9 protein-coding genes are annotated in these 13,246 nt (G+C 71.6%); 7 read left to right on the top strand and 2 right to left on the bottom strand.

The annotated features are described in order from the left end of the window. Nucleotides 1–51: 51 nt before the first annotated feature. Complete coding sequence (locus AB0D01_RS34550) at nt 52–1,203, bottom strand: PQQ-dependent sugar dehydrogenase (protein ID WP_363062407.1); 1,152 nt, start codon at nt 1,201–1,203, stop codon at nt 52–54. Nucleotides 1,204–1,440: 237 nt separating this feature from the next. Continuing rightward, the gene (locus AB0D01_RS34555) at nt 1,441–2,448 is read right to left on the bottom strand and encodes an aldo/keto reductase (protein ID WP_363062389.1); all 1,008 of its coding nucleotides are present in this window, start codon (nt 2,446–2,448) and stop codon (nt 1,441–1,443) included. 83 nt (nt 2,449–2,531) lie between these two features. Here AB0D01_RS34555 and AB0D01_RS34560 point away from each other — a divergent pair, with 83 nt between their 5' ends. From AB0D01_RS34560 to AB0D01_RS34590, 7 genes are all read left to right on the top strand, one after another. Beyond that, complete coding sequence (locus tag AB0D01_RS34560; protein WP_363062391.1) at nt 2,532–3,479, top strand: 2-hydroxyacid dehydrogenase; 948 nt, start codon at nt 2,532–2,534, stop codon at nt 3,477–3,479. A 272-nt stretch (nt 3,480–3,751) separates the two neighbouring features. Then, on the top strand, nt 3,752–6,625 hold the full coding sequence (locus AB0D01_RS34565) for an EAL domain-containing protein (RefSeq protein ID WP_363062393.1): 2,874 nt from the start codon (nt 3,752–3,754) through the stop codon (nt 6,623–6,625). Nucleotides 6,626–6,852: 227 nt separating this feature from the next. Beyond that, nucleotides 6,853–8,739 carry an acetolactate synthase large subunit gene (locus tag AB0D01_RS34570; RefSeq protein ID WP_363062395.1) on the top strand — a complete coding sequence of 629 codons (1,887 nt, stop codon included), beginning with the start codon at nt 6,853–6,855 and terminating at the stop codon, nt 8,737–8,739. Between the two features lie 32 nt (nt 8,740–8,771). Next, entirely contained in the window at nt 8,772–9,296 is a 525-nt protein-coding gene (gene ilvN, locus AB0D01_RS34575; protein ID WP_363062397.1) for an acetolactate synthase small subunit, read from the top strand. 91 nt (nt 9,297–9,387) lie between these two features. Then, nucleotides 9,388–10,389: a ketol-acid reductoisomerase gene (gene ilvC, locus AB0D01_RS34580; protein WP_363062399.1), complete on the top strand. Its 1,002-nt coding sequence runs from the start codon at nt 9,388–9,390 to the stop codon at nt 10,387–10,389. 284 nt (nt 10,390–10,673) lie between these two features. Beyond that, on the top strand, nt 10,674–12,263 hold the full coding sequence (gene serA, locus AB0D01_RS34585) for a phosphoglycerate dehydrogenase (RefSeq protein WP_363062401.1): 1,590 nt from the start codon (nt 10,674–10,676) through the stop codon (nt 12,261–12,263). 155 nt (nt 12,264–12,418) lie between these two features. Then, a complete protein-coding gene (locus tag AB0D01_RS34590) occupies nt 12,419–13,006 on the top strand; it encodes a TetR/AcrR family transcriptional regulator (protein ID WP_363062403.1) in 588 nt (195 codons plus the stop codon). Nucleotides 13,007–13,246 lie beyond the last annotated feature (240 nt).

Genomic DNA, 13,246 nt, shown 5'->3' on the forward strand with positions numbered 1-13,246 from the left:
TCCACCCTGCCTCTCGTCCCCTCGCGGGGCGTCGCCCGTCACCGATCGCCGTCACCGCACGGTCAGGGTCAGGATCCTGTCGTCGTCCGCCTGCGCGGAGCCGCGCCCGTCCGTCTCGCTCGTGACCAGCAACATCCGGTCACCACCGAGCGGGACCACCGTGCGCAGCCGCCCGTACTTCCCCTCCAGGAAGGCCTCCGGCTCCGCTGCGGGCACCGCCCCGTTCAGCGGGACCCGCCACAGCCGCTCACCCTTCAGCCCGGCCACCCAGATCGACCCCTGCGCCCAGGCGATCCCGCTGGGCGAGGCCTCGTCCGGTCTCCAGACCGCGACCGGATCACGGAACCCGGCTCTGCCGGCCTTGCCCTCCACCTCCGGCCAGCCGTAGTTCCCGCCGGGCTCGATCAGGTTCAGCTCGTCCCAGGTGTTCTGCCCGAACTCGGCCGCCCAGAGCCGCTTGTCCTTGTCCCAGGCCAGACCCTGCACATTGCGGTGCCCCGTCGAGTAGACGACGGAGTCCGCCTCGGGATTGCCGTGCACCGGCCGGCCGTCGGGGGTCATCCGCAGGATCTTCCCGCCCAGGGACTTCGGGTCCTGGGCCAGAGCGGTGTCACCGGTCTCGCCCGTCCCGACGTAGAGCATCCGGTCGGGGCCGAAGGCGATCCGGCCGCCGTTGTGGATCAGCCCCTTCGGGATGCCCCGCAACACCGTGTCGGGGGCGCCCAGTTGCTGTCCGGCGGCCCGCTGCTCGTCGTAGCGCAGCCGGGCGACGCGGTTGTCGGACTCGGTCGTGAAGTACGCGTACACCAGGCGGTCCGAGGCGAAGTTCGGCGAGAGGGCCAGGCCGAGCAGACCGCCCTCACCGCCCGGCGCCACCCCGGGCACGTCGCCGATCCGCGTCACCGCGCCGGAGCCCGCCGCGACCCGACTGACGCTTCCCTCGTCCCGGGAGGCGACCAGCAGGTCCCCGCCCGGCAGGACGGCGACACCCCACGGGGACTTCAGCCCCTTGGCCGGCTCCCCGGCCACCGTGACCGACCCCTTCGCGGGAGCCGCCGACGCCCCGGCACCCGCCGTCCCCGAAGCCGTCGGGGAGGCCGCGCCCGGGGGTGACGAACCCGGCGGGGACGCCCCCGAGCCGGCCCCGGCCCCGGCCGAGCACCCCGTCGCCAACAGGGCCCAGCACCCCACGAGCGCGAGCACCGCCGGCCCGCCGCGCACCCGGGACCCGTACCGCCCGCGCCCGCGACCGCGCTCCGCCGCCTGCCCGCCGGCCGGCCGCTCCCCGGCCCCGCGGAACCCGTACTGCCGTTCGTACCCCATCGCCCTCTTCCCCCGTCCGATCCGTCGATCCTCCGATGCCCGCCTTCACCCGGATCAACAGTCCGGGACCCTCACCGAGTTCCACCGCTCGTACACTCGATCGAGTGGTTGTCGGGCTCAGTCCCAGGCTCCCACCGCCGACCGCAACTCCGCTATCTCGGCCAGCTCCGCCGCCGACAGCCGCACCTCCGCCGCCCGGGCGTTCTCCTCCGCCCAGCACGCCCGCTCCGCCCCCGGCACCGGCACCACGTGCGGACCCTGCGCCAGCACCCACGCCAGCGCCACCTGCGCCGCCGTGACCCGCGGCCCGTGCCGCCGCGCCACCCGGCGCAGCCCCGCCGGCAGCACCTGGTGGGAGGCCATCGCGTCCGCCGTGAACCGGGGGTGGCGCGCCCGTACGTCGGCGTCCTCGAACCCCTGCCCCGGAGTCAGGGTCCCGGTCAGGAAGCCGCTGCCGAGCGGCATCGCCGCCAGCACCCCCACCCCCCGCGCCGCGCACCACGGCAGCAGCTGCCACGCCGCCTGCGGGGACCACACCGACAGCTCCGCCTGCACCGCCGTCACCGGGAACACCTGCTGGACCCGCTCCAGCTGCCGCAACGTCGACCGGTACGCCCGGTCACCCCGCCGCCCCGCCCCCGGCCCGGCCCCCGCGCCCAGCGTGCAGAACCCGAGCGCCCGCACCTTCCCCGCGCCCACCAGCTCCGCCATCGCCCCCCAGGTCTCCTCCACCGGCACGTCCGGATCGACCCGGTGCAACTGGTACAGGTCGATCACATCGGTCCGCAGCCGCCGCAGCGAGGCGTCACAGGCCCGCCGCACGTACCCCGGACGCCCGTCGGCCACCACGTGCTGCTCCCCGGCCCGCAGCCCCACCTTGGCGCAGACGAAGGCCTCGGAGCGCCGCTCCCGCAGCACCCGCCCCACCATCAGCTCGTTGGTGAAGGGTCCGTACAGATCGGCCGTGTCCAGCAGGTTCGACCCCAGGTCCAGCGCCCGGTGCAGGGTGCGCAGCGACTCCTCGCCCCGGCGGCGGGACGGTGCGTAGGCCCAGCTCATCGGCATGCAGCCGAGCCCTATGGCACCCACCGTCAGCGGTCCCGACCCGATAGACCTGCGCTCCACCCCTGCGTCCCCCTTCCGCTCCGGCCCTCAAACTAACGGCTTGATCCGGTTCCCCCGGCATCCCTTCGCATAGCCTCGTGATCATGACTGCAACGACCGGGGACGTGTGGCTCCCCTTCCCCGCCGCGGAGATCGACGGCCTCCCCGACTCCTTCCGCTACCGGCAGTGGGACGGCGAGGACGCCTTCCCGGCCGATCCGGCCGACTGCGTCTTCTACGTCACGCCGTACATGAAGTCCCCCGCGGTGACCGTCCGCCCGCTCCCGAAGATGCCGGCCCTGCGCATCGTCCAGACCCTCACCGCGGGCATCGACCACGTCCTCGGCGGCCTCGCCGACCTGGCCCCCGGCGTCCGCCTGTGCAACGCCCGGGGCGTCCACGAGGCCAGCACCGCCGAACTCGCCCTCACCCTGACCCTCGCCTCCCTGCGCGGCATCCCGCGCATGGTCCGCGGCCAGGACCGCGAGGAGTGGCACGGCGGCTTCTACGAGGCCCTCGCCGACCGCTCCGTCCTGATCGTCGGCTACGGATCGATCGGCGCGGCCGTCGAGGACAGGCTCGTCCCCTTCGAGTGCGGGCGGATCACCCGCGTCGCCCGCTCCGCGCGCACCGCCCCCCACGGCCCCGTGCACGCCCTCGCCGACCTGCCCGGGCTCCTCCCGGAGGCCGACGTGGTCGTCCTGTGCACCCCGCTCACCGAGGACACCCGGGGGCTCGTCGGGGCGGACTTCCTCGGCCGGATGAAGGACGGCGCCCTCCTCGTGAACGTCGCCCGCGGCCCCGTCGTCGACACGCCCGCCCTGCTGACGGAACTGGACTCGGGCCGGCTGCACGCCGCGCTGGACGTCACCGACCCCGAACCGCTGCCCGCCGGCCATCCCCTCTGGCACGCTCCGAACGTCCTCGTCACGCCCCATGTGGGCGGCAGCAGCTCGGCGTTCGCCCCGCGGGCCAAGCGCCTGGTGGCCCGCCAACTCACCCGTTTCGCCGCAGGGGAGCCGGTGGAGAACACGGTGCTCGTCACCGGCTGACACGGGGGCGCGCACACTGTGCGACGGCGCGTACGCGAACAGTCGCCCCGCCCCCTTCCGTGGTGACGGAGCGTAGAGATGCTATGTCGCTGAGTGACGAAAGTGGTGTATCGTCCGGAAGAAGGGGCTGCGCCACGTACGTCTGGCGCTGGGGTGATCGGACACTTTGGGGGGCGACGGGCGATGCACGGCCAATGGACGAAGGACCCGAAGCGGCGAAGCCGCCGCAGGCGACGGTGGAGTGCGCCGGAACGAGCCGGCGAGGGGGACCGGTGAGTGCCCCGGGGGCGGCGCTCCTGACCCGGTCGCCGTCCTCCGGCGGCGGCAGGGGTCTGGCGGCGCAGCTCCTCCTCGCGGTGGTGAGCGGCGGGTACGCCGTCGGGGCGGCCCTCGGCTGGGGTTCCGAGGAACTCGCCGAGGTGATGGGCGACTTCGGACTCAGCGCGGCCGGATTGCTGGCCGCCGTCTCCTGCTACCACTACGCCCGCACGATCGACCGGCGCGAACGTCCCGCCTGGCTGATGTTCGCGTTCTCCTCGCTCATGGGGGCCCTCGGCAACGCGATCTGGGGATGGTACGAGGTCGTCCTCGACCAGGACGTCCCGGAGCCCTCGCTCGCCGACTTCACCTTCCTCTGCTTCGCCCCGCCCGCCATCGTTGGCCTGCTCGTCCTCGCCAAACGGCCCGTCACGCGGGCGGGTTGGGTCTGCCTCGGGCTCGACTCCTGGCTCATCGGCGGCTCCCTGCTCACCCTCTCGTGGAGCCTGGCCCTCGCCAACGCCGCCCGCACCGCCCAGTCGGGCGCCACCGGCAGCGTCCCGCGCACGGCCCTCTCGCTCGCCTACCCGCTCCTCGACATCGCGCTCGTCTCGATGGTGCTCGTGCTGCACTTCCGCCGCTCGGCGAACAACCGCTCGGCCGTCAACACCGCCATCGCCGCCCTCGCCCTGACCGTCCTGAGCGACGCCCTCTTCACCTCCCCGCTGCTCAACACCACCTACCGCTCGGGGGAGATCCTCGACGCCGGCTGGTTCGCCGGCTCGCTCCTGCTCGCCTACGCCCCCTGGGGCGCCCTGCGCGCCGACCCCGACGGCAGAGCCGCGCCCCCGCGCGTCGAACGGCCGCACAGCCGCCCCATCACCGGCTCGCTGCCCGCCCTCACCCCGTACCTCGCCGCCGCCGTCTGCACCCTCGGGATCCTCTACAACGTCGTGGACGGCAGGAAGGTCGACCGGATGGTCGTCTTCACCGGGTGCACGGTCGTGCTCGCCCTGGTCATCCGGCAGGGCATCATGCTGCTCGACAACATCGCGCTGACCCAGGAACTGGCCCAGAAGGAGAACCACTTCCGCTCCCTGGTCCAGGGCTCCAGCGACGTGATCATGATCGCGGCCCCCACCGGCACCCTGCGCTACGTCAGCCCCGCCGCCGCCGGGGTCTACGGTCGCGACGCCGAGGAACTGGTGGGCACCGAACTGGCCGCCCTCATCCATCCGGACGACCTCGGCCGCGTGGTCCACGAAGTGCGCAGGTTCCTCGCCGCGCCACCCGCCGAGGAGCCCACCACCCGGATCGAATGCCGCTTCCAGTCCGGCGGCGGCGAGTGGCTCAACGTGGAGTCCACCGTCAACCGCCACCAGGGCGGCCTCATCCTCAACAGCCGCGACGTCACCGAGCGAGTGCGCCTCCAGGCCCAGCTCCAGCACAGCGCCGAACACGACCCCCTCACGGACCTGCCCAACCGGGCCCTGTTCACCCGCCGGGTCCGCCAGGCCCTGACCGGCCGCCGGGCGGGCGACCACAGCACCGCCGTGCTCTTCATCGACCTCGACGGCTTCAAGGCGGTCAACGACACCATCGGCCACCAGGCCGGCGACGAGCTGCTCGTCGAGGCCGCCCGACGCCTCCAGGAGGCCGTCCGCGCGGGCGACACCGCCGCCCGGCTCGGCGGCGACGAGTTCGCGGCCCTGATCACGGGCGACGGCAGCCGGGACCGCAGCGCCCGCGAGTACCAGGTGCACGAGATCGCCGAGCGGCTGCGCACCACGCTCTCCCGGCCCTACCGCATCGCCGGCGGCGACGTCCGCGTGGCCGCCAGCATCGGCGTCGCCTTCGCCGACTCCGGCATCACCCCCTCGGACCTGATGCGCAACGCCGATCTCGCCATGTACCGGGCCAAGGCCGGCGGCAAGGACCGCGTCGAGCTGTACGACCCCCGGATGCAGGCCGCGGCGACGGCCCGCAAGGCCGAGCCCGGGGGCCGGCCGCGCACCGCGCTCCAGGAGGGCGAGTTCGTCCTGCTCCACCAGCCCGTGGTGTCCCTGGAGGGCGGGGAGGTCACGGCGGTCGCCGCGCAGCCCCGCTGGCGCTCCGCCCAGGGCATCCTCTTCACCCCCGCCGAGTTCCTGCGGGTGGCCGAGCACGGCGAGGGCGGCCCGTCCCGGCAGGACGCCGCGCGCGCCGCCGAACCGGGCCGTTGGCTCCTCGAAGAGGCCCTGGAGCAGGCCGCCGAGCGCCTGCGCGCCGGACACGAGGTACCGGTGGCCGTGCGGATGACCGCCCAGAGACTGTTGGACCGCTCCCTGCCGAGCGGGTCCGTGGAGGCGCTCCTGAACGGCCTGGGACTGCCCTCCGGGAGCCTGGTGCTGGAGATCTCCGCCTCCGACCCCAGAGTGCCCTTCGACGACCTGGAGCGCCGCCTGACGGCCCTGCACCGCCTCGGCGTGCGGATCGCCCTCGACGGCTTCGGCAGCGGCTACGCGGCCATCAGCGCCCTCCGGCGGCTCCCCGTCGACCTGCTCAAGCTGGACCGGGGGCTGGTGGAGGGCCTGGTCGAGTCGGCCAGACTCCGCAAGATCACCGCAGGATTGTTGCGCATCGCAAATGATTTGGGCATGCAGTCCGTCGCCGAGGGGGTGGATCTGCCCGAGCAGGTCCTCGCCCTGCGCGCCATGGGCTGCACGCACGGCCAGGGAATGGCGTTTTCCGGCCCCCTCGACGAATACAGGCTGCGGCGCACGCTCGTGCGCGGTACGTTCCCAGTACCGGGCGGTTCCGCCCTGCCCGCCTTGGCGGGAGGCGCGTCCGGCGGCTCGATGGTCCTCCGTAGGGGCTCAAATAATGAGACGCCCGTCCCACCCGCTTGACATCCACCTCCCGCCGGAGGGAGGGTCAGTGCCATGCGCACCCGAATTCTCGTACTTGGAAAGCGCGTCGGCTGAAGCTGGGACCCACACGTCCCCGCTCGACACCACCGACGCGCTCCCCTCGCTTGCCACCTGGCACGAGGGGTTTTTTGTTGCACTGGCACACGCCCCGGGCCCTGAACCGGGACACCCCCGCTCCTCGTAAAACCCTCAGCTTCGAGAAGAGAATGCCGATGACCGAGCAGGCCTCCGGGGCCCACCATCCGCAGCCGCGGCCCCGTACGGGTGGGCAGCAGCCCACCGCAGTTGAGCACGTCACGGGTGCGCAGTCCCTCATCCGCTCTCTCGAAGAGGTGGGGTGCGACACCGTCTTCGGCATCCCCGGCGGCTGCATCCTCCCCGCGTACGACCCGATGATGGACAGCAAGAAGGTCCGTCACATCCTCGTCCGCCACGAGCAGGGAGCCGGACACGCCGCCACCGGCTACGCCCAGGCGACCGGCAAGGTCGGCGTCTGCATGGCCACCTCCGGCCCGGGTGCCACCAACCTGGTCACGCCGATCGCCGACGCGCACATGGACTCCGTCCCGCTGGTCGCCATCACCGGCCAGGTCTCCTCCAAGGCGATCGGCACGGACGCCTTCCAGGAGGCGGACATCGTCGGCATCACCATGCCGATCACCAAGCACAACTTCCTGGTCACCAAGGCCGAGGACATCGCGAAGACCATCGCCGAGGCCTTCCACATCGCGGCCAGCGGCCGCCCCGGCCCGGTCCTCGTCGACATCGCCAAGGACGCCCTCCAGTCGAAGACGACGTTCTCCTGGCCGCCGGCCATGGACCTGCCGGGCTACCGGCCGGTCACCAAGCCGCACGCCAAGCAGATCCGCGAGGCCGCCAAGCTCATCGCCGCGGCCAAGCGCCCGGTCCTGTACGTCGGCGGCGGCGTCATGAAGTCCGGCGCCACGGCCGAGCTGAAGGTCCTCGCCGAGCTGACCGGCGTCCCCGTCTGTACCACCCTGATGGCCCTGGGTTCCTTCCCCGACAGCCACCCGCTGCACGTCGGCATGCCGGGCATGCACGGCAGCGTCACCGGCGTCACCGCGCTCCAGAAGTCGGACCTGCTGATCGCCCTCGGCACCCGCTTCGACGACCGCGTCACCGGCAAGCTCGACAGCTTCGCCCCCTTCGCCAAGGTCATCCACGCGGACATCGACCCGGCGGAGATCGGCAAGAACCGCGAGGTCGACGTCCCGATCGTCGGTGACGCCCGCGAGGTCATCGCCGACCTGATCCAGGCCATCCAGGCGGAGCACAACGACGGCAACGCCGGCGACTACAGCGCCTGGTGGAACGACCTCAACCGCTGGCGCGAGACCTACCCCCTGGGCTACGACCTGCCCGAGGACGGTTCGCTCTCCCCGCAGCAGGTCATCGAGCGCATCGGCGAGCTCGCGCCGCAGGGCACGATCTTCACGGCCGGCGTCGGCCAGCACCAGATGTGGGCCTCCCACTTCGTCAAGTACGAGGAGCCCCGCACCTGGCTGAACTCCGGCGGCGCCGGAACCATGGGCTACGCGGTCCCCGCCGCGATGGGCGCCAAGGTCGGCATGCCGGACCGCCCCGTCTGGGCGATCGACGGCGACGGCTGCTTCCAGATGACCAATCAGGAACTGGCCACCTGCGCGCTCAACAACATCCCGATCAAGGTCGCGATCATCAACAACGGCGCCCTGGGCATGGTCCGCCAGTGGCAGACCCTGTTCTACAACCAGCGCTACTCCAACACCGTGCTGCACGCCGACGAGACCGGTCACGACACGGTGGGCTCCCAGCTCGGCGAGTCCAGCGCCCCCCGCCAGGGCACCCGCGTCCCGGACTTCGTCAAGCTGTCCGAGGCCATGGGCTGCGTCGCGCTGCGCTGCGAGGACCCGGCGGACCTGGACAAGGTCATCGCAGAGGCCAACGCGATCAACGACCGCACCGTCGTGGTCGACTTCATCGTCCACGAGGACGCCATGGTGTGGCCGATGGTCGCCGCCGGCACCTCCAACGACGAGGTCATGGCAGCCCGGGGCGTCCGCCCCGACTTCGGCGACAACGAAGACGACTGAGCCGAGAGAGCCGAAGAGAGAGAACGACTCACATGTCCAAGCACACGCTCTCCGTCCTGGTCGAGAACACGCCCGGCATCCTCGCCCGGATCGCCGCGCTGTTCTCCCGCCGCGGGTTCAACATCGACTCCCTCGCGGTCGGCGTCACCGAGCACCCCGACATCTCCCGCATCACCATCGTCGTGAACGTCGAGGACCTCCCGCTGGAGCAGGTGACCAAGCAGCTCAACAAGCTGGTCAACGTCCTCAAGATCGTCGAGCTGGAGCCGCACAACGCCATCGAGCGCGAGCTCGTCCTCGTGAAGGTCCGCGCCGACAACGAGACGCGCTCCCAGATCGTCGAGATCGTCCAGCTCTTCCGCGCCAAGACGGTCGACGTCTCCCCGGAGGCCGTCACCATCGAGGCCACCGGCGGCAGCGACAAGCTCGGCGCCATGCTCAAGATGCTGGAGCCGTTCGGCATCAAGGAGCTCGTGCAGTCCGGCACGATCGCCATAGGGCGTGGCGGACGGTCCATCACGGACCGCAGCCTGCGCTCGCTCGACCGCAGCGCCTGACACGCCGGTTCGCATAGCGAGACCGGGAAACCCATCTTCCGTTCCCCGCCGTACGGTGGGAGCAACACCAGCGCACCAAGGAGATATCCCAGTGGCCGAGCTGTTCTACGAGAACGACGCCGACCTGTCCATCATCCAGGGCCGCAAGGTCGCGGTCATCGGCTACGGCAGCCAGGGCCACGCCCACGCGCTGTCGCTCCGTGACTCGGGCGTCGACGTCGTCGTCGGTCTGAAGGAGGGCTCGAAGTCCAAGGCCAAGGCCGAGGAGCAGGGTCTGAAGGTCGTCTCCGTCTCGGAGGCCGCCGAGTGGGCGAACGTCATCATGATCCTGACCCCGGACCCGCTCCAGGCCGAGATCTACGAGGAGTCCATCAAGGACCACCTCAAGGAGGGCGACGCGCTCTTCTTCGGCCACGGCTTCAACGTCCGCTACGGCTTCATCAAGCCCCCGGCCAACGTGGACGTCGCCCTCGTCGCCCCGAAGGGCCCGGGCCACCTGGTCCGCCGCCAGTACGAGGAAGGCCGCGGCGTGCCCTGCATCGCCGCCGTCGAGCAGGACTCCACCGGCAGCGCCTTCGACCTCGCGCTGTCCTACGCGGCCGGCATCGGCGGCACCCGCGCCGGCGTCATCAAGACCACCTTCACCGAGGAGACCGAGACCGACCTGTTCGGTGAGCAGGCCGTCCTCTGCGGTGGCGCCTCCGCCTTGGTCAAGGCCGGTTTCGAGACCCTGACCGAGGCCGGCTACCAGCCGGAGATCGCCTACTTCGAGTGCCTGCACGAGCTGAAGCTCATCGTCGACCTCATGTACGAGGGTGGCCTGGAGAAGATGCGCTGGTCGGTCTCCGAGACCGCCGAGTGGGGCGACTACATCACCGGCCCCCGCGTCATCACCGACGCCACCAAGGCCGAGATGAAGAAGGTCCTGGCCGAGATCCAGAGCGGCGAGTTCGCCAACACCTGGATGGCCGAGTACAAGGCCGGTCTGCCGAAGTACAACGAGTACAAGAAGGCCGACTCCGAGCACCTGCTGGAGACCACCGGCAAGAAGCTGCGCAAGCTGATGAGCTGGGTCGACAACGACGAGAGCTGATCGCGCGGACGGTGGGGCCGCGGCGTGCGCGCCGCAGCCCCACCGGGCGGTCGCCCGGGCCCGAGTCGGCCGGAATGTAGACGTCCCGTAGTGCGGATTGTCCACCCCGGCCAATCACGGACGGGTGATCCTTCCGTACAGGCGGAATTCCGTTCCGGATCCGCCACTACACTGCTCAACACAACGCGTCAGGCCCACAGTGTCGTGCGTCTTCCACGCGGCTACCCCCTCCACCGCCTGCGGCCGTCGGGACGGCCGTCCGCACTGGACTTGTGAGGACCCACGTGAGCTCGAAACCTGTCGTACTCATCGCCGAAGAGCTGTCGCCCGCCACGGTGGACGCACTCGGTCCGGACTTCGAGATCCGGCACGTCAACGGAGCCGACCGCGCGGAGCTGCTGCCCGCGATCGTCGACGTGGACGCCATCCTCGTCCGCTCCGCCACCAAGGTGGACGCCGAGGCGATCGCCGCCGCCAAGAAGCTCAAGGTCGTCGCGCGCGCCGGTGTCGGCCTCGACAACGTCGACGTGTCCGCCGCCACCAAGGCCGGCGTGATGGTCGTGAACGCCCCGACCTCCAACATCGTCACCGCCGCCGAGCTCGCCTGCGGCCTGCTCGTCGCCACCGCCCGCAACATCCCGCAGGCCAACACCGCCCTGAAGAACGGCGAGTGGAAGCGGAACAAGTACACGGGCGTCGAGCTGAGCGAGAAGACCCTCGGCGTCGTCGGCCTCGGCCGCATCGGCGTCCTGGTCGCCCAGCGCATGTCGGCCTTCGGCATGAAGATCGTCGCGTACGACCCCTACGTGCAGCCCGCGCGCGCCGCCCAGATGGGCGTCAAGATGCTCACGCTGGACGAGCTGCTGGAGGTCGCGGACTTCATCACCGTGCACCTGCCCAAGACCCCCGAGACCCTCGGTCTCATCGGTGACGAGGCCCTGCACAAGGTCAAGCCGTCCGTCCGCATCGTCAACGCCGCCCGCGGCGGGATCGTGGACGAGGCCGCGCTGTACTCGGCGATCAAGGAGGGCCGCGTCGCCGGCGCCGGCCTCGACGTGTACGCGAAGGAGCCCTGCACGGACTCCCCGCTCTTCGAGCTCGACCAGGTCGTGTGCACCCCGCACCTCGGCGCCTCCACGGACGAGGCACAGGAGAAGGCCGGCATCGCCGTCGCCAAGTCGGTGCGCCTGGCCCTCGCCGGTGAGCTCGTGCCGGACGCGGTCAACGTCCAGGGCGGCGTCATCGCCGAGGACGTCCGTCCCGGTCTGCCCCTCGCCGAGAAGCTCGGCCGCATCTTCACCGCCCTCGCGGGCGAGGTCGCGGTCCGTCTCGACGTCGAGGTCTGCGGCGAGATCACCCAGCACGACGTGAAGGTGCTCGAACTCTCCGCCCTCAAGGGCGTCTTCGAGGACGTCGTCGACGAGACGGTCTCCTACGTCAACGCCCCCCTGTTCGCGCAGGAGCGCGGCGTCGAGGTGCGGCTGACCACCAGCTCGGAGTCCCCGGACCACCGCAACGTGGTGACCGTGCGCGGCACCCTGTCGGACGGTCAGGAGGTGTCGGTCTCCGGCACCCTGGCGGGCCCGAAGCACCTTCAGAAGATCGTGGGCGTCGGCGAGTACGACGTGGACCTGGCCCTGGCCGACCACATGATCGTGCTCCGCTACACCGACCGTCCGGGCGTGGTCGGCAAGGTCGGCCACCTGCTCGGCGAGGCCGGCCTCAACATCGCCGGCATGCAGGTCGCCCGCGCCGAGGAGGGTGGCGAGGCGCTCGTCGTCCTCACCGTCGACGCGGAGGTTCCGGTCGACGTCCTCGCGGCCATCTCGGCCGAGATCGGCGCCGCTTCGGCCCGTACGGTCAACCTGGGCTGATCGCGGCGCCGCGAGCGCCGCGCGACGTGGGAAGGGCCCGGGGCGTGGACCCCGGGCCCTTTCGCGTGCCCGCCGCCCCACAGGGGCATGAACGCTTGTCTGTGACGAACGTATGGAACTTCTGTCTGAGACGGTTGTCTTGCTACCGTGGCGGCATGGGACATCGTGAAGACCTGCTCGAAGGCGCCAAGAAGTGCCTGGCCGAGAAGGGGTTCGTGCGGACCACCGCGCGCGACATCGTCAGCGCGTCCGGTACGAACCTCGCCTCGATCGGCTACCACTACGGCTCCAAGGACGCCCTGCTCACGCAGGCGTTCATCGCGCTGATGGAGGAGTGGGGCGACGGCTTCCAGGCCGGCCTGGCGGGGGAGCCGGGCACCCTGGAGCGGTTCCGTTCCGTCTGGGAGGGCGTCCTCGCCCGGCACGAGGCGTCCAGCCCCGTCTGGTCGGCCAGCCTGGAGGTGGCGCTGGGCCGGGACACCCGCCCCGAGCTGCGGGCCATGCTCGCCGCCTCGCAGTCCGAGGGCCGCCGGGGCCTCGTCTCCATGGTGACCGGGACCCCGGAGGAGCAGATCACCGAGCGCGAGGAGCGGACGGTCGGCGCCGTCTACCAGGCACTCCTCAACGGCCTGATGATCCAGTGGCTCTTCGACCCCGAGAGCGCCGCCACCGCCGAGGAGTTCACCGAGGGCATGCGGCGGATCGCGGGGGAGCTCGGCGGCGCGCCGACGCCGGAGGCGTAGCCGCTCCGACGGGCGTACGGGTCCCCGCGCGCCCCGCGCGAGCGGAACGGGAACCGCCGCCGCGCGGCCCCCGTCCCAGCGGCGACCGAAGCGAACCGGACCGGGTCGAGGGGGCGTCGTGGCGGCGAGGCGGACACGCACGTACGGAGGGTCGGGGCGCGCCGCCCGGGCCCGGGCGGCACTCGGCAAGGACGCGGTACCCGCCGACCAGCGCAAGGTCGGTGGCGTTGCTGATCTCCC

Origin of the sequence: Streptomyces sp. NPDC048606 (assembly GCF_040650855.1) — a bacterium.
In the GTDB taxonomy this organism is placed as follows: domain Bacteria; phylum Actinomycetota; class Actinomycetes; order Streptomycetales; family Streptomycetaceae; genus Streptomyces.